Source organism: Chryseobacterium sp. G0162, assembly GCF_003815715.1.
Lineage (GTDB): Bacteria > Bacteroidota > Bacteroidia > Flavobacteriales > Weeksellaceae > Chryseobacterium.
The window spans coordinates 376,990-401,573 of sequence record NZ_CP033922.1 but is presented as its reverse complement, the minus strand read 5'-3'; the positions used below and the strand labels follow the sequence as shown (position 1 = coordinate 401,573).

The 24,584-nt window shown below is 34.9% G+C and carries 25 protein-coding genes; 17 read left to right on the top strand and 8 right to left on the bottom strand.

Annotation, left to right across the window (positions count from 1 at the left end; translation table 11 throughout):
* Nucleotides 1–154: 154 nt before the first annotated feature.
* The 5 genes from EG344_RS01955 (at nucleotide 155) to EG344_RS01935 (ending at nucleotide 6,543) form a co-directional block, all read left to right on the top strand.
* Entirely contained in the window at nucleotides 155–2,722 is a 2,568-nt protein-coding gene (locus tag EG344_RS01955) for a M1 family aminopeptidase (protein ID WP_123908036.1), read from the top strand.
* Between the two features lie 239 nt (nucleotides 2,723–2,961).
* Nucleotides 2,962–4,458, top strand: coding sequence for a sodium/proline symporter PutP (gene putP / locus EG344_RS01950; protein WP_123908035.1), 1,497 nt, complete (start codon nucleotides 2,962–2,964; stop codon nucleotides 4,456–4,458).
* A gap of 247 nt (nucleotides 4,459–4,705) precedes the next feature.
* The gene (locus EG344_RS01945) at nucleotides 4,706–5,062 is read left to right on the top strand and encodes a winged helix-turn-helix transcriptional regulator (RefSeq protein ID WP_123908034.1); all 357 of its coding nucleotides are present in this window, start codon (nucleotides 4,706–4,708) and stop codon (nucleotides 5,060–5,062) included.
* A 281-nt stretch (nucleotides 5,063–5,343) separates the two neighbouring features.
* Nucleotides 5,344–5,910 (top strand): AAA family ATPase, encoded by a 567-nt coding sequence (locus tag EG344_RS01940; protein ID WP_123908033.1) that lies wholly within the window; start codon nucleotides 5,344–5,346, stop codon nucleotides 5,908–5,910.
* Nucleotides 5,911–5,982: 72 nt separating this feature from the next.
* Nucleotides 5,983–6,543 (top strand): DUF6624 domain-containing protein, encoded by a 561-nt coding sequence (locus EG344_RS01935; RefSeq protein ID WP_123908032.1) that lies wholly within the window; start codon nucleotides 5,983–5,985, stop codon nucleotides 6,541–6,543.
* Nucleotides 6,544–6,766: 223 nt separating this feature from the next.
* On the opposite strand, the gene EG344_RS01930 is transcribed toward EG344_RS01935, so the two are convergent.
* Nucleotides 6,767–7,105: a nuclear transport factor 2 family protein gene (locus tag EG344_RS01930; protein ID WP_123908031.1), complete on the bottom strand. Its 339-nt coding sequence runs from the start codon at nucleotides 7,103–7,105 to the stop codon at nucleotides 6,767–6,769.
* Nucleotides 7,106–7,414: 309 nt separating this feature from the next.
* Nucleotides 7,415–8,563 carry a tetratricopeptide repeat protein gene (locus tag EG344_RS01925; RefSeq protein ID WP_123908030.1) on the bottom strand — a complete coding sequence of 383 codons (1,149 nt, stop codon included), beginning with the start codon at nucleotides 8,561–8,563 and terminating at the stop codon, nucleotides 7,415–7,417.
* 183 nt (nucleotides 8,564–8,746) lie between these two features.
* Between EG344_RS01925 and EG344_RS01920 the strand changes: the two genes are divergently transcribed.
* The 4 genes from EG344_RS01920 to EG344_RS01905 all read left to right on the top strand — a co-directional run bounded on the left by EG344_RS01920 (nucleotide 8,747) and on the right by EG344_RS01905 (nucleotide 12,589).
* The gene (locus EG344_RS01920; RefSeq protein WP_123908029.1) at nucleotides 8,747–9,250 is read left to right on the top strand and encodes a DinB family protein; all 504 of its coding nucleotides are present in this window, start codon (nucleotides 8,747–8,749) and stop codon (nucleotides 9,248–9,250) included.
* A 76-nt stretch (nucleotides 9,251–9,326) separates the two neighbouring features.
* Nucleotides 9,327–11,102, top strand: coding sequence for a S41 family peptidase (locus EG344_RS01915; RefSeq protein ID WP_164464372.1), 1,776 nt, complete (start codon nucleotides 9,327–9,329; stop codon nucleotides 11,100–11,102).
* Nucleotides 11,103–11,609: 507 nt separating this feature from the next.
* Entirely contained in the window at nucleotides 11,610–11,960 is a 351-nt protein-coding gene (locus tag EG344_RS01910; protein WP_123908027.1) for an immunity 51 family protein, read from the top strand.
* A gap of 134 nt (nucleotides 11,961–12,094) precedes the next feature.
* The gene (locus EG344_RS01905) at nucleotides 12,095–12,589 is read left to right on the top strand and encodes a hypothetical protein (protein ID WP_123908026.1); all 495 of its coding nucleotides are present in this window, start codon (nucleotides 12,095–12,097) and stop codon (nucleotides 12,587–12,589) included.
* Nucleotides 12,590–12,666: 77 nt separating this feature from the next.
* Here the strand turns inward: EG344_RS01905 and EG344_RS01900 are convergent, their stop codons facing one another.
* Nucleotides 12,667–12,849 (bottom strand): hypothetical protein, encoded by a 183-nt coding sequence (locus EG344_RS01900; protein WP_123908025.1) that lies wholly within the window; start codon nucleotides 12,847–12,849, stop codon nucleotides 12,667–12,669.
* A 24-nt stretch (nucleotides 12,850–12,873) separates the two neighbouring features.
* Entirely contained in the window at nucleotides 12,874–13,125 is a 252-nt protein-coding gene (locus EG344_RS01895; RefSeq protein ID WP_123908024.1) for a hypothetical protein, read from the bottom strand.
* 242 nt (nucleotides 13,126–13,367) lie between these two features.
* Between EG344_RS01895 and EG344_RS01890 the strand changes: the two genes are divergently transcribed.
* Together EG344_RS01890 and EG344_RS01885 are read left to right on the top strand one after the other, a co-directional pair.
* The gene (locus EG344_RS01890) at nucleotides 13,368–14,147 is read left to right on the top strand and encodes a hypothetical protein (RefSeq protein WP_123908023.1); all 780 of its coding nucleotides are present in this window, start codon (nucleotides 13,368–13,370) and stop codon (nucleotides 14,145–14,147) included.
* A gap of 93 nt (nucleotides 14,148–14,240) precedes the next feature.
* Complete coding sequence (locus EG344_RS01885) at nucleotides 14,241–14,552, top strand: hypothetical protein (protein WP_123908022.1); 312 nt, start codon at nucleotides 14,241–14,243, stop codon at nucleotides 14,550–14,552.
* 96 nt (nucleotides 14,553–14,648) lie between these two features.
* On the opposite strand, the gene EG344_RS01880 is transcribed toward EG344_RS01885, so the two are convergent.
* Complete coding sequence (locus tag EG344_RS01880; RefSeq protein ID WP_123908021.1) at nucleotides 14,649–15,572, bottom strand: alpha/beta hydrolase family protein; 924 nt, start codon at nucleotides 15,570–15,572, stop codon at nucleotides 14,649–14,651.
* A gap of 355 nt (nucleotides 15,573–15,927) precedes the next feature.
* Between EG344_RS01880 and EG344_RS01875 the strand changes: the two genes are divergently transcribed.
* The 5 genes from EG344_RS01875 to EG344_RS01865 all read left to right on the top strand — a co-directional run bounded on the left by EG344_RS01875 (nucleotide 15,928) and on the right by EG344_RS01865 (nucleotide 19,994).
* Nucleotides 15,928–17,250 carry a hypothetical protein gene (locus tag EG344_RS01875; protein WP_228412837.1) on the top strand — a complete coding sequence of 441 codons (1,323 nt, stop codon included), beginning with the start codon at nucleotides 15,928–15,930 and terminating at the stop codon, nucleotides 17,248–17,250.
* A gap of 242 nt (nucleotides 17,251–17,492) precedes the next feature.
* Nucleotides 17,493–17,636, top strand: a complete 144-nt coding sequence (locus EG344_RS23715) for a bacteriocin-like protein (protein WP_164463846.1) — start codon at nucleotides 17,493–17,495, stop codon at nucleotides 17,634–17,636.
* Nucleotides 17,637–17,669: 33 nt separating this feature from the next.
* Nucleotides 17,670–17,816 (top strand): bacteriocin-like protein, encoded by a 147-nt coding sequence (locus EG344_RS24480; RefSeq protein ID WP_410493988.1) that lies wholly within the window; start codon nucleotides 17,670–17,672, stop codon nucleotides 17,814–17,816.
* Between the two features lie 154 nt (nucleotides 17,817–17,970).
* A complete protein-coding gene (locus EG344_RS01870) occupies nucleotides 17,971–18,795 on the top strand; it encodes a GyrI-like domain-containing protein (protein WP_123908020.1) in 825 nt (274 codons plus the stop codon).
* A 71-nt stretch (nucleotides 18,796–18,866) separates the two neighbouring features.
* Nucleotides 18,867–19,994 carry an agmatine/peptidylarginine deiminase gene (locus tag EG344_RS01865; RefSeq protein WP_123908019.1) on the top strand — a complete coding sequence of 376 codons (1,128 nt, stop codon included), beginning with the start codon at nucleotides 18,867–18,869 and terminating at the stop codon, nucleotides 19,992–19,994.
* Between the two features lie 135 nt (nucleotides 19,995–20,129).
* Here EG344_RS01865 and EG344_RS01860 read toward each other — a convergent pair whose 3' ends face one another.
* Complete coding sequence (locus EG344_RS01860) at nucleotides 20,130–20,834, bottom strand: LytR/AlgR family response regulator transcription factor (RefSeq protein ID WP_123908018.1); 705 nt, start codon at nucleotides 20,832–20,834, stop codon at nucleotides 20,130–20,132.
* Nucleotides 20,835–20,900: 66 nt separating this feature from the next.
* Nucleotides 20,901–21,971, bottom strand: coding sequence for a sensor histidine kinase (locus EG344_RS01855; RefSeq protein ID WP_123908017.1), 1,071 nt, complete (start codon nucleotides 21,969–21,971; stop codon nucleotides 20,901–20,903).
* Nucleotides 21,972–22,226: 255 nt separating this feature from the next.
* Here EG344_RS01855 and EG344_RS01850 point away from each other — a divergent pair, with 255 nt between their 5' ends.
* Nucleotides 22,227–23,309: a hypothetical protein gene (locus EG344_RS01850; protein ID WP_123908016.1), complete on the top strand. Its 1,083-nt coding sequence runs from the start codon at nucleotides 22,227–22,229 to the stop codon at nucleotides 23,307–23,309.
* Between the two features lie 231 nt (nucleotides 23,310–23,540).
* Here EG344_RS01850 and EG344_RS01845 read toward each other — a convergent pair whose 3' ends face one another.
* A complete protein-coding gene (locus tag EG344_RS01845; RefSeq protein ID WP_123908015.1) occupies nucleotides 23,541–24,398 on the bottom strand; it encodes a hypothetical protein in 858 nt (285 codons plus the stop codon).
* Nucleotides 24,399–24,584: the final 186 nt, after the last annotated feature.

Here is a 24,584-nt window from a genome sequence, read left to right as displayed (position 1 = left end):
GTATTCCATAATAGATCACATTACTTACTATCAATGTCCTAACGCTGGCGCGAGCGTCACGCTCGTGCACATTAATAAAAAGTAACCTTAAATTTTACAGGTATAATTTATAATTGGAATTTTCCCCTTGGATTCCAATTCTTATATTTGATGTATGAAAAAAGTACGTCTATTAGCATTATTTCTTGTCGTTTTTAATAGTGGGTATCATGCACAAACGAAATCATTATCTAAAATTGAATCCGGAGTGTCGTATGAACTGGCTCAGTTTAGAAAAAGTACATTAAGTGAGATTACATATGAACTCAGTCTGAAAATTCCTGAAAGCAAATCGGAAAGGATTTCCGGAACTGAAGTTCTTACTTTTAACTATAAAAAACAGGATGAAACGTCATTGTTAATAGATTTTAAAGAAGACCCTGCTTCGCTTTTATCAGTATCGGTGAATGGCCAGACGATAAAGCCGATTCTTGAAAACGAACATGTGGTGATTGATGCCAAATACCTGAAATCAGGTTCCAACCAGATTAATTTCAATTTTCTGGCAGGAAATGGTGCATTAAACAGACGTGATGGATATCTGTATGCCTTATTTGTACCGGATCGTGCCAGAACCATGTTCCCATGTTTTGATCAGCCTAATCTAAAGGCTAATTATTCACTGACCTTAACCATTCCTGAAAAATGGAGTGCCATATCTAATGGAAAACTGAAAGATACCACGGTACAACAAGGACAGAAAACGCTGCAGTTTAATCAGTCGGATTTGCTTCCTACTTATCTTTTTTCTTTTGCTGCCGGAGATTTTAAAAATCATACCGAAAAAATCAGTCAGCAGGATTCCAGAATTTTATATCGTGAAACTGATTCTGCAAAAATTAAGAACAGTATGGACTCTATTTTCTCGCTATATAGAAATTCTCTGGCTTATTATGAAAAATGGACCGGCATCAAACATCCTTTCCAAAAGCATGGAATGGCAGCCATTCCGGATTTCCAATTCGGAGGAATGGAACATCCAGGAGCCATACTATTTCAAAACTCCACATTGTTTTTAGATAAAAATGCAACACAAAATCAGCTGAATAACCGTTCTAACCTGATTGCCCATGAAGTGGCTCACCTTTGGTTCGGAGATATGGTGACGATGGATTGGTTCAATGATGTCTGGATGAAGGAGGTTTTTGCCAATTTTATGGCAGATAAAAGTACCGGAGCATCCTCAGATAAAAGCATTTACGATCTGAAATTTTTAACAACCCATTTTCCGGCAGCCTATTCTGTAGACCGTACATTGGGAGCGAATCCTATCCGTCAGATTTTAGATAACCTGCAAAATGCAGGAATGATGTATGGGCCAATTATCTATAATAAGGCACCCATTATGATGCGCCAACTGGAATTGCTGATCGGGGAAGAAGACTTCCGAAAAGGAGTCAATGAATACCTTACGAAATATGCTTACAACAATGCCAGCTGGCCGGATCTTATCACCATTCTGGATAATCATACCCCCAAAGATTTACAAAGCTGGAATAAGGTATGGGTGAATGATCCCGGCAGACCAGTGATTGACTATGATGTAAAATACAAAGGCAATACAATAGAACGTTTTACCATATCCCAAAAACCGGAATATGGAAAAGAAGCGAAATTGTGGCCTCAGGAATTTGAGATCAGTTTATTTTACGCTGACAGAATTGAGAAAGTGAATATAAAACTGGATGGAAAGCAACAGGATATTTCTGAATTAAAAGGAAAAAGAAAACCTCTGTTTATTCTGCAAAATTCATCGGGAATAGGGTATGGAGTCTTCAGGACAGACAAAACAATCATATCAAACTTTTCCCTGGTAAAAGATCCGATCAATCGTGCCAGCGCCTATATTTCGTTATATGAAAACATGCTGAACGGCTCAGAAGTGAAGGCTCAGGAATTATTGCACTTTTTTGCAGAACAGTTGCCAAAGGAAACTACGGAACTGAACCTTCGTTTAATTACCGGATATATTTCTTCTATTTATTGGAACTTCTTACCTGAAAATTCCAGACTGAAAGAATCAGGAAATATGGAAGATAAACTATGGAAAGCGTTACAGATGCAGACAGCAAAAAACAATAAGAAAATTGTGTTTGATGGATATCAGAGTATTTTCCAATCTCAGCAGGCGTATGATAATCTGTATACGATCTGGAAGTCTCAGACCCCACCACAAGGAGTATCGCTTAATGACGAAGACTTTACAAATCTTGCTCTTGCCTTATCATTAAGGAATTCAAATAATAATGATTTGTTGCAAGAACAATTGGGTAGAATTAAAAATCCGGATCGGGTGAATCGTTTTAAGATCATTATGCAGGCTGCTTCATCAGAACAGAAAGTGCGTGACGATTTCTTTAACGGATTGATGCAAAAACAAAATAGATCCAATGAATCTGCTGTTGGTTCCGCATTAGGCTATCTGCACCATCCGTTAAGACAACAGACATCTGTTCATTATCTTCCTAAAACCTTGGAGATCTTACAGGAAATTCAGAAAACAGGAGATATCTTTTTCCCGGATAACTGGCTCCGTTCCACATTCATCAGCTATCAGAATCCAAAAGCACTGGAGGTGGTCAATCAGTTTCTTCTTAAAAATCCTGATTATAATGTTATTCTGAAAAATAAAATTTTACAGGCAACCGACAACCTGCGAAGAGCTCAGAATCTGATAAAGTAAAATATTATTCGTAATGAAGAGAAATGAAGTATTATGAAGATGTAAATAATTATTATTTAACAACGTATTTAGATTCCAAAGCAATTGAGCCCATGACAGGTGCATGGTGCTTTTAAGATCCTGCTGAGGAATTAAGGCTGATTAGGTAGAGATTTTGTATTTGGTGTATAATGCTGTTTGTTGGTAAAATCTTCTCATTTTTTAAAAAATGGTTATCTTCGGCTTCATAAAAAAATAATATGCAAGTATACGAAGGGATTTCTGTGGGGTTGTATCTGTTATTGATGATAGGTATAGGCATATATTCTTATAGAAAATCAACAAGCAACTCGGAGGAGTTTTTAATTGGAGGAAGAAAAATGGGAGCAGCTGTAACAGCACTGTCAGCAGGCGCTGCCGATATGAGTGGCTGGCTGCTGATGGGAGTTCCGGGAGCGATGTATCTGTCCGGTATTTCCAGCTCATGGATCGCAATAGGGTTAACACTTGGAGCGTTTCTTAATTATATTATTGTTGCACCAAGGCTCAGGATCTATACTGAAGTTGCTCAAAATGCCATCACATTACCCGTATTTTTTGAAAACAGGTTTAAAAATAAAAACCATCTGCTGAAGATCACTTCCTCTATTTTTATTCTGGTATTTTTTACCCTTTACACTTCAGCAGGAATGGTGTCCGGTGGGAAACTTTTTGAATCCGCTTTCGGGATGGATTATACTGTTGGATTGCTTTTAACAAGTTTAGTTGTAGTTTTATACACCTTCTTAGGCGGATTCCTGGCGGTAAGTCTTACTGACTTTGTACAAGGAACCATCATGGTATTGGCTTTAGTGATTGTACCGATTGTAGCTATAACTCAGATTGGTGGAGTAGGTGAAACCCTGTCACTCATTGAGGCTAAAGACCCAAATTATCTGGATTTGTTCAGAGGAACCACTACAGTGAGCATTGTATCTTTATTAGCTTGGGGATTAGGATATTGTGGACAACCACATATTTTGGTTCGTTTTATGGCTATTGATAAACCAAAAGACCTGGTTAAAGCGAGAAGAATCGGGATTACCTGGATGATTTTTACTGTGGCCGGAGCTTTAGCAATTGGATTGGTAGGAATTGCTTACCTGCAAAAGTTTGACATAGAAACGATGATGAAGTTCGATGGGTCAAAAACGGAGGCGGAAACTATTTTTATTTACTTTTCCCGTGTTTTATTCCATCCGTTTATTGCAGGATTCCTGTTGACAGCGATTCTTGCAGCGGTAATGAGTACTATTTCTTCTCAGTTATTGGTCACTTCAAGCTCTTTAACGGAGGATATTTATAAAGCGTTCCTGAATAAAAAAGCAACATCAAAGCAGCTTCTGGTTGCCAGCAGACTTTCCGTTTTATTGGTAGCCGTTATTGCGGTACTTTTATCATTAGATCCTAAAGACAGTATCCTTAATCTGGTAGGAAATGCCTGGGCAGGTTTTGGTTCTGCATTCGGGCCGTTGATTTTATTGTCTCTTTTATGGAAAAAAACAACATGGCAGGGAGGATTGGCCGGAATGCTGGTTGGAGGAATTACGGTGTTAGCATGGGTATATCTTCAGCATCCGTTGAAAGACTGGTATGAAATAATCCCTGGATTTATTCTTTCTTTAATCACCAATATTATCGTTTCCTTATTAACTTATAAGCCTGATACGATCATTGAAAATGAATTTAATGAAGTTAAAAAAATTATGCAGGAATAAATAACTGTCCAATCATTTTAACTGAAATACAATACTAAAAACAAACCCTTGCCAAAGCGAGGGTTTTTGTATGTCTATTAGAAATTGCAGGCTGAAAAATAGCATCCAGGCTCCCTCTTTTAGCTTCCCTATCAAGCACATAAAGATTGCTTTTCGATTTCATAATTTTTTGTGCAAATTTGCAGAATAGACTATTAGAAAGTTATATACGTACCTTTTAGAAAGTGTAACGATAAAAAATAATAATATGCCTCAGTTTTTCCATGATAAAAGATTGTATTATACGCCTATTGAATTTGCTTTAAGTCATATTGGCGGTACCTGGAAGATGCCTATTTTGTGGCGATTACAAGAAAAGCCGCTTCGTTTCAGTGAGCTGAAAAAGGATATTCCTCATATCACAGATAAAATGTTGACCAGTCAGCTTCGGGAACTGGAAAGCAAGGAAATGATTCACCGTGAAGTATATCCTGTTGTTCCTCCAAAAGTAGAGTACAGCCTTACCGAGAAAGGTAAAAAAGCAATTCCTGTTATTGAAACCATTATGACGTATGGGTATGATCTGATTCAGGATGCGGGAATTACTTTTCCACCTAAGAAATAATAAATCCTTCAGTTTTCATTTTCATAAAAATAAATTATCTTTACAAGTAGGAGCTCCGGTAGATTCAAGGTTTTATTGAGTTTCTATTGGAACTATAATATTACCCCTACAATATTCTGATTTTCTACAACCATTGTCTGTTGGGACATTCACTTCTTCCTGATTTTACTTTTTATCACTCCTCGTATCTACAGACTTGTAAAGCAAGATCTTTTTTCTGATTTTATCTCCCTATCAAATGTTGATCTTTACTAATGATTAAACCCAATACAATTTGAAAAATGAAAAATAATAATACCGTTCAAAACTTCTATATCCTCACGGGAGGTCCGGGAGCCGGTAAAACAACCTTGCTGAACAGGCTAGATGATATTGGTTTCACTACCGTACCTGAAGAAGGGCGGAGAATTATCAAAGAACAGCAAAGTTCCAATGGGGAAGGTTTACCATGGCTCAATAAAAAGCTTTTTGCTGAATTAATGTTTGATGCTTCTGTAAAAACTTTTCAGAAAATGAATTCAATTGCTGGTGCAGATCCTGTTTTCTTCGATCGGGGAATAGTAGATACTATCGGTTATCTGAAGCTGGAAAAGATTCCTGTACCCAAAGAAATGGAAATTACAGCCCGTAAAATGAACTATAACGGCAACGTTTTTATCCTTCCGCCCTGGAAAGAAATCTATGAAAATGATCCGGAAAGAAAGCAAACGCTGGAAGTGGCTCAATATACCTTTGAATGCATGGATAAAACTTATCGGGAATTTGGCTATCATCTCATTGAAGTTCCCAAAGTAACGGTAGAAAAACGAATCAGGTTTATTCTTGATACTGTTAAAAATATTTCATAAAATACAAAGTTGCTTATCTCTTAAAGTCATTTTTGTAGCTTTGAGAGACCGCTAACCTTAGTTGAGAATAGAATGGAATTCAAATTTGAAAAAGAATTAATAGATCTTGCAGAACATGATCTTGCAGTAAGGGAAAAACTATCTGCTGAAGGGAAGTTAACAGGAGGATATCATCCGGAAATGGAGCGTATTCATAAAGCCAATGCTAAAAGACTTCGGGAAATAATGGATAAAATAGGGTTTCCAACGATTTCAAAAGTTGGGGCAACAGCAAGTGATGCTGCATGGCTTATTATTCAGCATTCCATTGGTGAACCAGAATTTATGAAGGAATGTTACAAGATGATGTCGGAATACAGTCATGACATTAATCTAAAAAATAAAGCCTATTTGTATGACCGGATTCAGTTTTTTCAGGGAAAACCTCAAAAATATGGAACTCAGCTTATTGCCGGAGGAATCCCATTTCCAGTGGAACATAAAGAAAACCTGAACAGAGAACGGGAGGAAATGAATTTGCTGCCATTATCCGAAAAAGAAATAAATCAGATTCCTGATCCGGAAAAAATTCCGGAAATTGATGGAAGGGATCAGGAATATGTATCCTGGAGAAAAAAAGTGGGGTGGACATAAGTTTCAATATTCGAAGTTCAAAACTTAACAAGTTTAAAGGTATTGGGGCATTTTTTGATTACTCTTTATTAGCTTATATTTACAAAGAAACGGACTAAAGTCCGTTCCATAAACCATTTGATACCTACTCTGGATTCAAAATCTTTAATTCAGAATAATGATTACCCATCTCATTCTATTTATTTGAACAGGGTTGACGGTTGATATGCTATTTGAAAGATGATTACTGATCGTTCAGCAGCGGTCTTGGATCAAATAATACTTTAAAGGAATGGATCTTTCCTTCAATGATTTGATACCATCCTGAAGCCTCTACAGTCTTGTTTCCCATATCAATGGTATACCAGAGACAAGTATCTTCATCGGCTGTAAAGGTCTTTATCATCTGATATTTAAATTTCATCTCCCTCATGTCTTTCATATACACTGAAGCTTTCTCTCTTGTACCCAAAACTCCAATAAATTTAAAATCAGGATCAAGACAGCTTTCTGCCTTATCGAAATCTTCTTCATTCAAGTACTGAATAAATTGCTCTGCCACATTTTGGTTTATATTGCTCATATAGATTGTTTTATAAAAGCAAAATTAATGTATAAAGAGCAGTTATCTTTGTGACTATCGTCACAAAAGAGCATACAAAAACTGGATTATCATAAATATTTTACTTCACCTACTGATCTTAAGTGTGTGAAAGTATAGGAACAATTGATTGAAAATTTTCAAATACCGGCTGTAATTCAGAAGTTACAAAAAACTGTAAATCTACTCTCAAAATCAAAAAACTGTTGAACCGTACAGAAATCCAGTATTTTGACGAATTGAAAATGGTATATTAAGGCTGGTCTTTACATTTTATTTTAATCTGAAACCCTATTTTACAGCAAGCAAAGTAATCCTGTCTCTGGCATAAGCAATCTGTTCTTTTTCCTTTTCCTTTTCCTGATCCGGAATGTTCTTGAGGTACAAACGATAATAAGTAACTGCATTTTTAGGCTGCTTCAGGTTAATATCATATAAAAGTCCCAAACGATAATGAATAATATTGCTGTTTCCAAAGGTCAGACCTCTTTTATAAGCTATTACCGCATCGTTGTACTGTTTTTTAGCTTCGTAAATCCCTGCCAGTGCAGCATAATAAAGAGTGGTGTGGTCTGAAATGGCCTCATCAATTGTTTTCTGTGCATAGATAGCAGCCTTGTCATAATCTTTCAGTTCCCGGTAACTTAAAGCCATGTAATATAAGATCCCTTCATTCTGCATTCCCATATCTTCCAGCATTTTAAAGAGGTCAATGCATCGCTGGTAATTCTTCACATAAAAATAGGCCTGTCCCATTTCGTTCATGATATTGGCATCTGCATGAACCTTTAATAATTTCTCACCTGTTTCAATCACTTCCTCATATTTTCCCAATCTGTTGGTGATCGGTAATTGAATCTGTTGTAAAGTGAAATTTTCCGGATCAGCAGCGATGGCGGTTTTCAATACATCATAAGCAGGCTGAAATTGTTTGAGTCCGCTGTAAACGGTGGCCAGATCATAGGCGATATCTGGATCTGTAGCATTCAGGCTATGGGCTTTTTTAAGGTATTCAAGCTTTGCTTCGGGAGTATCTGCATACGTCGCCATTTGTTTGTAAGCACTGAAGTTTTTACGGTCTAGTTGAATGATTTGTTGAAGATAGGTCTTTGTATTCGCACTATTTCCTCTTCTTGAACTAATGCTGGCTAGACTAAAGAGAACCGGAATAGTGTTGGGCTGAAGTGTGTTGACTTTCATATAATTTTTTTCTGCATCCGGAAGTTTACCGGCCATCATCTGGCAATAAGCAATCTGAGTTAATGCTTTTGCGTCTTGTGTGTCTGTAGGGTAGAGGCTTTGGAGGTATTGAGCGGCCTCTGCGTAGCGCTGAGTTTCGTAATATTCAAGCAGTTTTTCAGTATCAATTTTCACAGTCTGAGCCACAACCGTTTTGAAACTGATTCCAATAAGCAGGATAGAAAGCCATATTTTCATCATTGTTCATTTTTTAATAACTAAAATATTTGTTATTTGTTAGGCTGGCAAGTTTTGTAATCACTTATTAGGGATTTTTTTAATATGATTTGTAAATATGTGTTATGAAACGAAATAAATGTCCCTGGATTTCTTATATTCACCATACGGAAAATCATAATTATTAAAGATTATAAACCTTTTGAAATGGAAATTACCTCTGTAGCATCATTTATTGATTATTATGAAAAAATCAGGTCCAGAACTCATCGGATTATTGAAATTGTTCCCCCTGAACATCTTGATTTTTCTTATAAACCAGGGAAATTTACTATTGGGGACCAGATAAGACATATCGCTTCTATAGAAAGGTATATGTATGGTGAAACCATTTCAGGAAGAAAAAGTGCTTATGCGGGATGTGGAAAAGAGCTGGCGGACGGGTATGAAAATATCATCTTTTTTTTCAATGAAATGCATAGGCAGACCCTGGAAATTATTAGAGGCCTTTCAGATGAGGATCTTAATCGTAAATGCCTGACCCCCGGAAATAATCCAATTTCTATATGGAAATGGCTTAGAGCGATGGTAGAGCATGAAATCCATCACAGGGCCGAACTCTATATTTATCTTAATCTTTTAGATATTAAAACCCCGCAGATTTTTGGCTTTTCAGCAGAAGAAGTGCAGGACTTGAGTGTTAAGTTATAGTTCTCAATACAATCAATGATTTACGGTCATTAAAATGGTGAAGGTTAATTTGTATATTGCCATCCAAAAATTAATAATGACCAAACCTTTTATTATCCATTTATTACTGCTGGTAAATTCTGTATATGCACAGAGTAATATTGAATTAAAACCGGGAGATACCCTAAAATATTCACCACAATCTCAGAAACCGGTATGGGTAACCGTTCAGTCAAGCGATGCCAATGTTGCTGTCGCTTTGTTTATGGATAATAAAAAAATAAAGGAACAAGATGATTCCAGAGGGATAAAAAGCATAGAACGGTTGTTGTATACCCCTGAAAAAGGGAAGAAATATGAAATTAAGATTTGGGGTAAATCTTATATTGAAAAAAGTAAAGCCTCGAAAATTTCCATCACTGAGTCCAAAAATGTTCCTATTCTGAATGGGCAGTTCACGCCAGCTCAGTTTGTAGAAGATTTGCGTATTTTTCGCTCCATCAGAGAACAGGCGAATTCGGGATTATATGTTTACAGAAGCAAACAACAGATAGACAGTATCTATCAAAAGGCAGAGGAAGCAGCCGCTAACAGTAAAAATATTTTTGATTTTTATAAGATAATCGCTAAAGTTACAGGCTTTGAAGGCAGCTGCCATAATTATACAGACCTTCCTAATCATGCATCTTACTATTTAACACAAGGGCCGGAATATCTGCCCATCACGCTGAAAAATATTGATGGTCGTTTATTGCAGGATTCAAAGGATAATAAAATTCCACTTGCTGCTGAAATTATTTCTATTAATGGCATCTCTGCAAAAGAGATAATTAATCGTTTTTCCCAATATTATTTTTCTGATGGATATTCTATGCCTTATAGGGAAACAACAGGTTTTGAAAGGGGAATGCTGGATAAATTTTATATAGAATTCGGTACTCATAAACAATATGATATCAAGTATCAATGGAATGGCCGGATTGATGAGGTAACCATGTCGGGAATATCATTGGAGAATTTTAAAAAACTCCAAGAATCAAGGCATTCACTTACCCTTGATAAAAAGCTTATGGCTGAAAAATACAGTTTTACCAAAGAAGGTGAGAATAGGTACCGTTTGTCAGTAAGAGGTTTTGATTTTGCAACAGGTAAGGAAGATCCGGCTTACCAAAAATTCAGTGTTTTCCTTAATCAGATGATGGATACTCTGGAGCGTGAGAAGGTAGGAAATCTTATCATTGACCTGAGAGGAAATACCGGCGGAACCGGAGCACTTTATGAAAAAGTTTTCTCTTACCTTACTCAAAGACCTTTTCGTGACAGTCATTACGCCTATACCTGGTTCAATGAAGTTCCTATGGAAGAAAAACTGGTGATTACTCCTCTTTTTCTTTCCAACGGAGTAAAGGATAAAAATGGAATCAATGCTTATCTGAAACAGCTTTATCCCAAACAGGTCCAGGGAAAATATTATTGGGCAGATGACAAAAATACTTCGATCTTACCTAATGAAAGAACTTTTAAAGGACAGATTTATCTTCTGGTAGATCAACGGGTAGCTTCTGCTGCGTCTCATTTAGCTTCTTTAATAAAATCTTATACCAATGCGATTGTGATTGGAAAAGAAACGGTTGGTGGATATTACGAACATAATGGACATCTTCCGTTAGTGTATGAACTTCCCAATACAGGAATTCAAACAGGTTTCTCTATCGTTCATGTGATCCAGGATGCTCAAAACCTTCCGGATCAGAAAAAAGGGCAGGGAATTATTCCTCATTATGAAATACGGACAACCCTTCAGGAATTTTTGGACCAGTCTGATGTTTATCTGAAAAAAGTGCTGGAACTTCAGAAACCCACTAATAAGTAAAGGAAGAGTAGTTGCAAAAGGTTGATTTGCAACTATTTTTTTTAATAAAGATAAAAAGGTTGATTATTTCTCTTATTAGTGTAAAATTTAAGATTTTTATCAATTTATTGTGTTGTTTGTATTATTTTAAAACAGAGGGAGTTGTTGGATTTAATATATCCAAAATGATGGAATTATTGTCAAAAAGTCGTAGAACTACTACAATTTTTCAGATTGGTGCTTTAAAATTTTTTGAATATAAATAACCGCTTTATATTTGTTTTACCATCACACAATAACAAAGTATTAATAACGATTAAAATTTACAGACTATGACGGCAATTAAAGAGAAATCCTAACATTCAAAAATGGAAAAGAGCAAAAGCTGTTAAAGTACCATCTGGTCCGCAGCAGTTCATAAAGCTTGCCATTATCCATTAGCTAATTCATTTTTTAATATTTTCTGAGACTTTTGTTTCAGGGGTATTGGTTAATGCCGAAAAAGAAAACTTATAAAATACTAAGAATATGGACAGTAATCATTTTAAGGAAACCATTAAACCCTTTTTCTGGGTAGAACATGCCAACAGCTTTTCGGTATGTCTGGATGTGGGAAGTTATAAACAGGAAATCTTTGAGGTAAGAGCAGAGGAAGGTTTTGAAGGAAGCGGCTATGACTGGGGCTCGTTAGCTCAGGTCTTTCTGGATGAGAAAAGGCAGGATCTGAGCGAAAGTATACGATTGGACCCTGAAGCCGGAATGTTCTGTGCTTATTCCTCTGAAGAAAGCCCGCTGAAAGATTTTATTCTGGATTTTAAAAAAGTTTGTGAAGACGAAGCTGTGATAAGAGATTTGTTTTCAAGAGCAGAACTGGATTGATTTTTAACAATAATCATGGATTATTGAGCATAAGGAGTTGATCCTTTCAGAAGATGAGGTCTGTCAGCTTTAATAGAAAAAGAAATACAGCCATTTTTGGTAAACAATATTTAAACCAATCTAATAAAAATAATATGAAGAAAATATTTTCAGAACTCAAAGGCTTTGTTATATACAGTCCTGAGCTTTTAGCGAAATATCTGCAGGATCATAATCTTCCGGGGAACAATATCCTAAAATATTTTGTGGAAAATGAGCACGGAGATGAAATAACAAGATCAGGAATTGCCATTCCCGTGATAGGTGTAGAAGAAGGTTTTTATTCATTCTGTATTTCTGCCAATGAAGATCAGGTATTAGGAAATGAAGAAGTTGCTGCACAATCTGATGGCTGGATATTTCAGACTTCTAATAATGAACTGAGAGTTGTAGGTATTGGTTATTTAAAAGATATTTCAACAATTAACGATGAGAACAGCATACAGCTGAATCTGGAAAACGGATGGTTTTCACTAAGAATACGTGCCGGCAATAAAAATGGAGAAAAACTCTTTGAGCTGAATGCAAAAAAACAGGAAAACAGACCGGATTTTACCGGCGATCTTACGACAACGTATTATTTTAATTGACCATAGAAATTTTACGATTTTATTTTTAGAGCTGTTCAAAAAATATTCATATCATAGAAAAGAATAGAACAGAGAAACTAAAATCCGAATAATCCACTGAACATTATAAAACAATATATCCCTAAGGCCAAAGCCAGGTTAATAGTGGTTTGTTCATATTTTTTCTTGGTATATAGTAAGAGGGATTCAATAATACCATAGATCAGGATCGCATAGCCGAAGACCATCATTCCCAAAAAGAGTATATTTGCTGTTCCCATACCAGAGTTTTGATCTTTAAGAAGCTACACAGAAATAGTGGCACTGAGCAGGAAAAGCGTCAGAATTCCCAGCCTTAAGAATAAATGTTTTTTAAGCTTGTTTTCCGGGATGATAGGACGATAAATCAGGGTATAGATTCCATAAGCATAGGCTATTAATAAAATCAAACCAATGATGGGACGAATCTGATAAGATACAGGTATCCAGTTTTTTGTGAAAATAAATCCTGCAATCAAAAAGGTAATAAAGAAGTATTTTATTTTTTTGAAATCCATAAAATGTAAATTTATTTATGATACTGATAAGCCGGATTTAATGTATTTATATTGTGAAGATCATTCATCTGGTTATAGTTTAAAGTTGTTTCTCAAATTTAATTAATATTTTTTTGTATACAGCTGTTATATTTTCACTTTCAATAGGTTGGGGAATACAGGTAAAGGTTATCAGGTTCTGGAGCAAATTGATACCCATATCAGCAGTATTGGTATCCTATGTATAAATCTAAATTTTAAAAATGAAAAAACTATTTCTTTTAACAGGGATCATTCTTTCCACAAGTTTATATTCTCAGCAAAATATTATTTTTGAACGGGCTACTCAGCTTTTTGACTTTATAGAGTTGAGCTTTGAAATGGATAATAAGCCCAGTGATAAGTTTCATTTAATAAAATTTGATACCCTTACAGCCACGGATAAAAAAGGAAACCTATTGATTGATACCCATGATGCAAAGAATATCTATAGAAGAGCTAACATACTGATACGTTATGAACTGCCAAAAGAACAGCTAAAAACTGTAAATGCTAAAGGAATCGTTAAATATTTTAAACCCTCAAAGGAAAATAATTCCTACTTTATCCTGGGTAACATAAAGGATTTAAAAAAAGATGTGAACCTTATTGATAAAAGTATTCTAGCTAAAAATTCAGGACTTTATTTTGGTCTTGTGTCTATAGAAATAGCGAATAAGATATTTAAGGACTTTATTAGTTACAAGGCCAATCAAAATACAAAGATAGACTTTAATGACTACGACCTTATCATTGCAATAATAGATGATAAAGAGCATGAGATGGTACCTGTGGTGTCTATGATGAACGATGAACTGGATTTTGGCTACAACAATATGACACTGAAAGATCCTAAAACGGGGACTGTCTATAAGTTTTATAAAATTAAAAAATCAATGACCACCAAGGAAAGAGGGGATATTCCTCTTGAACTGTTCATTGAAAATGAAAAGTCTGTACAGAAAGTTCCTTTTGATTTCAAAAATTTTCAGGTAAAGCAGTAAGACAATATTTTAATATATTTTTACCTTCTTTTACATGCTGTTATTTATCATAAAATTTTCTATTTTAGAGGAATAACCATGACTATCTTTTTTATGAGCAGACTATCTTTCATTTTTGTTCTGATTCTAACGTTTACATTCCAACTTGTTAACGGGCAGGGGAGATCCCTTGAGAGTGTAATTGATATAGCTGAAGAGAGCAGTCATGTAAATAGAAGCTGCATTGAAATTAAGAACTATTGTTGTCATTATGCTGCTATGAAAACGAATAGCCATCCAGAAGAACATTATGAAGAGTTTGTTAGTAATTCAAGATCATCAGCCGGGAATATCTTCTTTGGACCTATATTAATTATTATAAGCCTGTTGGTTTTGAGGGCTTTTTCCAAAAGAGTAGAAGAATAGCCGTTGTTTATTTCTATTAACTTTTTGTAGATTAGTAAAGCAGAAATTCACTTTTAAATACTAATGCATCATATGAATATTTTATTTTAGATTTTTCTATTTCGATAATTTCCTATTTGCTATCCACTTAATAGCGTAATCAATAGGTTCACTAGAGTTTGAAAATGCCGTATTATGACCTAAGGCTGGATATAGCTTATATTCATATTGTTTATTACCGGATTTTAATGTATTCAGATGCTCTATGGATAGGTTAACAGGAACTTGTATGTCCTTACTGCCAAAAATCCATAATCCTGGAATTGATATTTCCGCAAGGGTAGTGCAGGGATCAGTGTCTGTAAACTCATATCTATCCGGATCAGTCATGGTATGCATTCGTGCATCATCTTCCGTATGTGTAGCCCAAAAATTTGAATTTCCATTGGTGTAAAATTGAAAGCGAAGTTGCTGTTTCGCCGTAATAAGGGCACCACTGAATATCGTCATAAATTTAACTTTCTTATTTTTTTTTGCGGCCAAAGGAATTATCCATCCGGCTTGGCTGGCACCAATCAGACCGATCTGTATCTTATTATTCTGTAAGTCCTTAGATAATGTATTTACAGCAGCACTTGCATCTAAAGACAATAGATTAAGATTTGAAGCATCTACATTATTGGTACCCACCTCAGGTCCTGCATACACCCCTTCGGATTCACCTACACCACGTTTGTCATAAGTTAAAACAGCAATACCGTTGTTTGCCAGAAGTGTTGCGAATTCTGTCATTCTTTTTTCTTGCCCTGACCCATGAACAATTACAACAGCTGCATAAGCATTTTGGGGCTTGAAAATGGTTCCTGAAAGCGATATCCCTTCACTGCTGAACGTTATATTCTTAGTCGTGAAATTTGGTAAAACTGCTGATAAAGGAGTGGTTGCAAAAAGAAATAACACAAGAAGGAAGTTCATTGAAAAAAGTCTCGTATACATGGAATTTTTGAGAAGAGTCAATGGGCTTAGAATAGCATGTTTCATTTTATTATTAGTTTATTATTTTCCAGTAGCATTTAATAAAGTTTTGAAGTTATTTGTGCTACAGGAGGGCTATGTTTTTAAGAGGCTAATGTACATAAATTTGGCAGAATTCGATACGCTAATTTTACAGGACAACATGGTTATTGGTTTTTAAGATACAAAGGAATTTCCGACCTCATACAACAGGAATCTGATGCTATGAATCGAATCAGATCAGATCTCTGGATTGGTATAATCAATTTCCACAAGATTCTATTATGATATTGTAAATAAGTGTTGAAATCATTATTTTGATGTATTATTTATCAATTTGTGTATTTTTATATTGTTGAGAATTAACAAACTAGATCTAGTGATGATGACAAATTTTAAAAATAATTGCATTTCCGTCAGATTGTGGCTTTTGTTGGTTATGTTATGCTCCTATAGCCTATATAAAGCTAGCGCCACTTTAATAGAAGATTCAACTCCAACGATAATAACCCTCAATGGTCCATGGAAATTCAGGACAGGTGACCAGATGGAATGGGTTGCCCATGATTTTGATGATTCGGAATGGGAAACGGTTGACCTTACAGCTCCTATTGGAGCACATGATGGAGATGTAGGTCTTTCCGGTTACGTTTCGGGCTGGACTCATAGAGGTCATTCGGGATATTCAGGCTATGCATGGTATCGGATGAAAGTTTCGTTAAAACAAGTCAAGGGAAATATACTGGCCTTAGCCGGCCCGCCTGCTGTTGATGATGCGTATCAATTATTCGTTAACGGAGTTTTATTAGGCAGTGCGGGAGATTTTTCAGATCCGGTTCCCACAGCTTACAGTATACAGCCACGGATGTTTGTGCTGCCGGAAAGTGTAAAGAAAGAAGACCAGATGACGATTGTATTCAGAGTGTGGATGAGTGAAGCTACATTAAGCCAGTTACCTGATGCAGGAGGAATTCATATTGCTCCGGAGCTTGGTGATAAAAGGAGTATCGAAGCGAAATACAGACATCAATGGGGACAGACCATAAAAGGCTATATTGTAGAAGTTATTGAACCTATACTTTTCATTTTATTAGCAATCATGGTCTTTGTTCTGAAACCTGTCAAACAGTATCTATGGTTTATTATTGCTTTGATTTTGTTAGCTTTGGTACGCGCTAATCAGGCTTTTTTCTATTGGTTTCAATTCGAATCTGCCCACGGAATTGACATTGTCACAACGGTAATTCTGATGCCCTTAGTCCTTTTTTCTTGGGTAATGGCATGGAGAGATTGGTATGGATTATCCAAATTAAACTGGATTGCCAACATTGGTGTAGTGCTCACCTTGATGTATATAGGTTCGCAGCTTTTAGGTCTTCCCTGGCTGTTCAAATCTGTTCCTCATAGTTCATTTCAAAAAATATCTCAATACATAAGGCTGTTTTTTGTATTCTTAATGATCTACACACTGTATAAGAGTATTCAAAAGCAGGGAATAAAAGGCTGGATTTATTTGCCTGCTGCAGTACTGGTTTCTATAGGCTTATTTTCGCAGGAAGTATCAGCTCTTCATGTTCAGGGGATCTGGTTTCCGTATGGCGTAGGAGTATCTCGTACTCAGTACGTGTATGCAGCTTTTGTAGTCGTTATGTTTATAGTATTAATAGTTGAGAAGAGGTCAGAAACCAAGATTTTAAGAGTATAAATAAGGCAAGGCATTTAAGATTATCCACAAAGGAAAAGCATTAGAATAGATTTTCTAAAGCTTTTTTACGGAAATGGAAAGACCATAATTGAACACTTAATTTTTCCTCTTCACATTCTTAGAAGTTGCTATATGATTAAAAAATCACAACATAAAGTAAATTTTATAGAAATATTATCAAAATAAATTCATTTAACCTGAGGAAAATTGATTAATTTAGACTTCCATTAAATCTAAATAGTATGAAAAATTTAAAAAAAATCCACAGACAGGAAATGAAAACAATTAAAGGTGGTATCAACTGCCCTGGTGGCCAAATATGTTTGATTAACGGAAAATGGCAATGTATGCCATACGATGGATGTGGCGGCGGAAATCAGCCCTAGATTCTAAGTGTAACCTAATAATTTGACTTGACTATGAAAAATTGTAAAAAAATTTCAAGAGATCAGCTGAAGAGCATCAATGGAGGTGCATTAAGCTGCTCAGAAGCATGTTGCCCTCCTCCGGGAATAAAAAGATGTCCTTGGGTCTATTGTGTAGCACCCTGTGATATATTAAGCTGATAGCTTGTATACCATTAGTAAAAAAGCCTTAAATCAAACAATTTAAGGCTTTTTTTGTAGTAAAGGAGAAATTTTCTATACCATTATAATTGTATTTTATTTCTTTTATTTGCAATTTATTTCAGACCATTTACCTCCCAAAATACCATTGTTTATGGAAGACAACCTGAACTGTATTTATAGAGTCATCAATTTTATTGAGAAAAATTTTGATCAGCAGATTTCTGTAAAAGATTTGGAAGATGTATCAAATTACTCTTATAGAAATATTCAGCGTATCTTTAAGTATAGTTGTGGGGAAACAATAGGCGCTTTTCAACAAAGGCTGAAAGTAGAAAATGCTTATAAACGAATACTTTATACTCAAGAAAGTCTTACATCTATAGGGGTTGAAGTAGGATTTTCCACGATCGCTTCCTTTTCAAAAGCTTTTAAACAGCATTTTGGGATATCTCCTAAAGAAGCGAAACGAAGTAAGCAACAGTTACTTTGTGCACCAGATCTGATTCCGGTAACCTCTGACATTTTGCTGGAACCCGAAATTGTATACCTTAAACCAATACAGGTCTATTATCAGAGTATTCAAACCTATTATAACAATGAGGAAATTGAATTGCTCTGGGAAAGCTTTATCCACAATGAATTTCTCAGTTCCGATGCAGAATATTTTGGAATTATAGCAGATGAGCCTTTAATCAAGACTGAAATAAACTGCCGATATGACGCCTGTTCAACCAGACAAGCTCAAAATAAAAAACTCCCTTCAAAACCCATATTGGGAGGTCAATATGCTCGTTTTATCCATTCCGGAACCTATGAAACAATAGATGAGACTTATACAAAAATTTATTCCCGATGGATTTTTAATTCCGGACTTGAGTTTTCACATACTCCTATCATAGAGAAATATGAAAGGTATGCAGATGATATGGAAGATCAGGAGAAACAACTGACTTATATTTTACTGCCTTTGAAATAGATTGTCAATTTTGGACAACTTTGACACTATTTATCGATCTAATTTTGCCCTATCAAAAAAATAGATCACCTATGCAAAAAAAGAAAATCATGTTCTTATTGTTACCTGTTATCATGTTTTCCTGTTCCCAGGAAGAGACACCAGTTCCTCCCACTTCAGGTACACCTGACCCAACTTCCATTGTTTACAAAATGCCTGAGGAATCAGCTCCACACGAAGGAACCTGGCTTCAATGGCCCCACAAGTATCAATACGGTATTACTTACCAGAACCGGTTGGATCCTACCTGGGTAGCAATGACTAAGGAGCTTGTACAAAGTGAAAAAGTGCATATCATTGCTTATGACAGTACAGAAAAGGACCGCATTGTGGGACTGTTGACACATGCAGGAATATCACTCAACAATATCGACTTTAAACTGTATCCAACTGATGATTTTTGGGTGAGAGATAATGGCCCAATCTATGTAAAAGATAAAAATGGTAAGTTGTTTATTCAGGACTGGGGATTTAACGGTTGGGGGAATAAAGCTCAATATAGCAACTGTAATACAATTCCTGCTAAAATTGCTGCCGATAATGGAATTCCAAAAGTAGATCTTAATTCAGTAATGATTAATGAAGGAGGAAGTGTTGAAATTGATGGAAATGGAGTGCTAATGGCTTGCAAAAGTTCTATTCTTAACGAGAACAGAAACCCTGGAATGACCCAGCAGCAGGCAGAAGCTATTTTCACTAAGAATTTAGGAATTACAAAATTTATCTGGCTGGATGGAAAAGCCAACCTTGATATCACGGATATGCATATTGACGGGTTTGCCAGATTTGCGAATTCTACTACTATTATCACCATGAATACTGATGACCTGGCTTACTGGCAAGTTCCAACCAGTGATATGAGTAAACTTTACAGTGCAACACAAAAAAATGGGGCTGCTTATACATTTGTGAAAGTTCCTTTAACGAAATATGACGTGACAACCACCTATGGGAAAAATGTAGGAAAGGCATCTTATATTAATTATTATATTGCTAATAACCGTGTATTGGTTCCTAATTATAATGATCCTAATGATATCATTGCTAACCAGATTATACAACAATTATATCCTGATAAACAAGTGATTGGAATTGACTGCCGTAACCTTTTTGCTAATGGAGGAATGGTACATTGCGTAACCCAACAGCAACCAAAATAGATCATCTTACAAGAAAAGCAAGACCTATTGATATTCAGTAGGTTTTTGCTCGTTTCTGTAGGCTGGGAGGGATCTGAGGCGAATACTTAATCACAAAAAACCGGGTTTTAAATAATAATAAGATTCGGATTTTTACTATTTTAGAAGAAATGTTTCCAAATAATTCAGCCAGTTTTCCTTGTAGCTAATTCCAATGGGAATTTCGACGGAGTTTATTTCAATTTCGTTTTTAGTATAAGCGGTTATTTTTTTTGTCTGAATAATAAAAGAACGATGAACTCGAATAAATTCAGAATTCAGTAATTTTTCAAAAACCGAAATATTCTGTTTTACATGATGTGATTTTCCATTTTCCAAATGAATAGTGATGTAATCTTTCAGGCTTTCGATATACAAAATTTCATCAAAGATAATTTTAATATTTTTGCTGCCACTTGTTATGAAAATATGATTTTCAGACGCTGGAAAACTTTCTTTCCTGGGAGTTTGAACCTGCTTAAATTTTTCTATTGAAACAAAAAAACGGTCAAAAGTAATGGGCTTCAAAAGATAATCGATCACATTAAGTTCATAGCCTTCAACCGCATATTCTCTGTAAGCAGTTGTAAGAATTACTTTAGGTGGATTTTTTAGTTTTTTCAAAAAATCATTTCCTTTCATTAGAGGCATTTCAATATCCAAAAAGATGAGGTCAACGGAATGATACTCTAAAAAAGAATAGGCTTTTAATGCATTTTCAAAAGAATCTATTACCTCAAAATTTTCGAAGTTGGCCAAATGAGAAGCAATTAATTCTCTTGCAAAAGGTTCGTCGTCAACAATAATACACCTGTGTTTCATTTGAGATAAATATTTTGGAATTTAAAAGCTAATTTAATGGTTTTGAACGGTCTGTTGGCTGCCTTGTCAAAGTTCTTTCCTGTTTTGATTTTTCAAACAAAGGTTGACTTTATAAAATAGCTGGGTTTCTTCAATTTCTAGCTGATGTCTTTTGGGATATAATAAATCCAATTGTTTCTGGACGTTTTCTAAGCCGATTTTAGATTTGTTTGTCATTTGAGCCAATTCATTTTGAGGCTTTGTGTTCTCAATACTAAAAATAATGTGTTCTTTCTTGCTTTCTAAATTCAATCTGATGGTTGCTTTTTCAGTTTCATTAATGACGCCATGTTTAAAAGCATTTTCGATAAATGTCAATAGAATCAAAGGTGAAATTGTATTGCTTTCCTGGATATCTTTTGTAAATAAAATATCCAATCTGTTTTCACTATACCGTAGTTTTTCTAAAGCAATATAATTTTCAATCAACGCTATTTCTTTTTCAATAGAAACATAATCTTCATTGCAGCGGTATAAAACAAAGTCTAGGATCTCAGATAGCTTAGCGATTATTTCAGGCGCTCTATCATCTTTTTTTAGGGTTAAAGCATATAGATTATTTAAAGTATTGAACAGGAAATGAGGATTCAGCTGATTTTTCAACACCTTTAATTCGATTGATTTTTTTTCTTCTTCTAATTTTAAAAGTCTCTGTTGTTTGCGATTAAAGCTAATAAACCCTAAAATAATAACAGGATAGGTGATAAAAGAAACCTCCCTTATCATCAGACTGCCTGAGGTAAGACGTTCAATAACCGTCATTGTATGTCCGGGCCAATCATGGAAGAAAGTTGGAAATTGGGGTTCGAGATAATAAAACTTTAAAATCATTAAAAAAGCAAATACAATATAAATCCAGCCTAAGGCAAAAATTATAAAAAGTAAATATTTTTTTTTGTTTAATGTTTCCGGGATAATCCAATAGATTAAGCCATAAGCGGCGGCGGCTTGTGCTAAAATTTTACAGGAATAAATAAAAATGAATTCATAAGAATCTTCATGGTCAGATTTGTTTGAAAAGAAAAACAGCAAAAATAAAATCCAGTATAGACAATGGAGGGCTATTCTTTTTAAGCCAATTCTGTTGATAAAGCTCATATTCTATTTTAATCGGCAACAAAGTAACAAAATATAGGAATAAAGTTCATTAATTAATATGAATAGTACGTTTTAGCTTCTAAAAACTATATTTCAGCATATGAATTCGGTAAAATGTAAAGATCTCTTATTTGAATGCGTAAACGGGTTCTTCATCTGCGCATAAAATGGGACCATAATGACGCTGCTATATTTGCTTAAAGTAACGATATAATCAACCTAATATCCGTAAATGAAAACCCAATTTAAAAAGAAATGAAAAAAGTACTTAGTATTCTGATTCTAATTCTAATGAATAGTTTAAACTTGTTTTCACAAGTGAGCAAACAAGAAATAATATACAGCGAAACTTCTAAACTCATACAGCCAACTCTGTTTGCTGATCTGGGAGAAACCTGCCAAACGCCCGACGGAATGGCTTTAGATAAAAAAGGAAATTTATTTTTATCGATCACAAACCCCATTTCATTTGATAAATATGGCAGCAAGATTCTAACTTTTGATGAAAATGATAAACCCGTAACTTGGTTTGACCGGCTCCCATTGCATCCTATTACTAAAAAAGTACATCCAATGGGAATGGAATTTGGTCCCGATGGAAATTTATATCTAATGGATAATCAGTTTTTTACTGGAAAAGAAAATTTTTCAAGATTGATTAGAGTTATTGTAAAAGACGGAAAACCTTTAAAGGCCGAAGTTTTGGTTGAAGGATTTAATTTTGGAGAAGCTGTAAGATGGTATAAGGACAGGGTCTATATTACAGATGCTTTATTTGAAAACAGAAGAGAAAGCGGAATTTACAGTTTCTCATTGAAGCAATTAAATGCTAAAAATATCATTTTAGATTCAGCTAACAAGAAAAATTACATTATTGCAACTTTTACTTTAAAACCAGAAGTTACTAAAAAAACGATAGGAATTGATGGGATTGCTTTTGATAAGAAAGGAAATCTGTACGCAGGAAATTTTGGAGATGGTGTTATTAATAAACTGGAATTTGACAAGAACGGAAAAGTAGTATCGAATAAAATAGTTTTTGACTCAGATCAGTTAAGATGCTGTGATGGATTTTTTTATGATGAAAAAAGGAATTCAATTTTTATTGCCAATTATGATGATAACAGCGTATATCAACTGAACTTAGATACCAATACAATTTCTTTACTTTGGAAAAACGACAATGCTGACGGTTCTGATGGAAAACTGGATAATCCTTGTGAAACTATTATCTATAAAGGAAAATTATTAGTCGTTAATTATGATACTTTTCAAGGTGAAAAAAATACAGAAATAGATGCCTTTCATACTATATCAAGCTTTGATCTTGGAAATTAAATAATAATAAAAAAACAAATAAAGCCGCTGGGATACAGTGGCTTTATTTATTTCTGCGGAGAATGAGGGATTCGAACCTTTTAATATAAGCATCCGAAAGAAAACCTGCTTATTAAGCTTAATTTCAAAATAGTCACGAATCAGCCACAAATCCATTGATATTTATTCTTAAAAATCGTAATCAAAGATTCAAAGAATGTTTTAGCTTTTAAGGAAAAGCCGGAATGTTCATTAATGGGTGATCGTCATAGTGTATTGACGGGATGCTTCTTTAGGTGGACTGATCCAATCTACTAATGATGATGCACCAGCACTTGCTCCAACTGCACCGGCTATTGCACCCCCTATAAGAACTACACCGCCCGATACAGCTCCTGCTGCTGCACCGCCCGATATTCCACCTGCAACATCAGCCAGACCTACTGCTACCCATTTCCACCAAGGTTTTTTTGCGATGATACTTGATGGTGAATAGCCATTAGCTAAAGCATCCAAATAGATAGTATTCCAAAAATAGGCAGAGTGTCTGCCAATAGAAGTTACGGATAAAATACTTGCTTTATCTTTATCATTAATCGCACTGTTATTGATAATTGAGGTTTCAAAAGAGATTATTGTTTCTTTTAAAGCGGCATAATCATTATTGTTGGTTGCTTCAAAATCTATTAGTAATTTTATAAAAATGGACATCTGATTTCTTACCACTGGGCTAAGGTTTGGATTATTAAGAACAGTAGCATAATTATTGTCCGAATCCTCCAAAATGCTTTTAATTTTTATGTTGGGGAAGAATATCTCTGGATTCTCCCCAGGATACAACTTGAAAAATTCCTCTCTGGAAATGTTAATATAATCATCCGTTGTCAAATTTTCATCCCATTTTTCTACTACTTTTTGAAGGATCTCATTATGAACTTTACCTGCATTATCATAAGGGTTTAGCGCAAAATCAGCAGAAACACCAAATTTATTGGTTACTGCAACGGCTGGGATTTCGTTTTTAGAAATCTTTGACTCCTGATCCTCTTGACAGGCATTAATAGAAAAAAATAAGGTTAGGGCTACCGAAAGTTTTAAAAGTTTTCTCATGGTTTTTAGAATTTAGGTGTTATTAAGTTTTTTATTATTTGATCTTTATTAAAATCAATAATCTAATATATTGATTTTATTTTTAATAAACACATTTTTAATTGTTTATGAAATTATCAATATTGTATTGTTGAGTGAAATAAGAATGAACAATTCTGATGTGATAAATTAGGAAATGATATACTT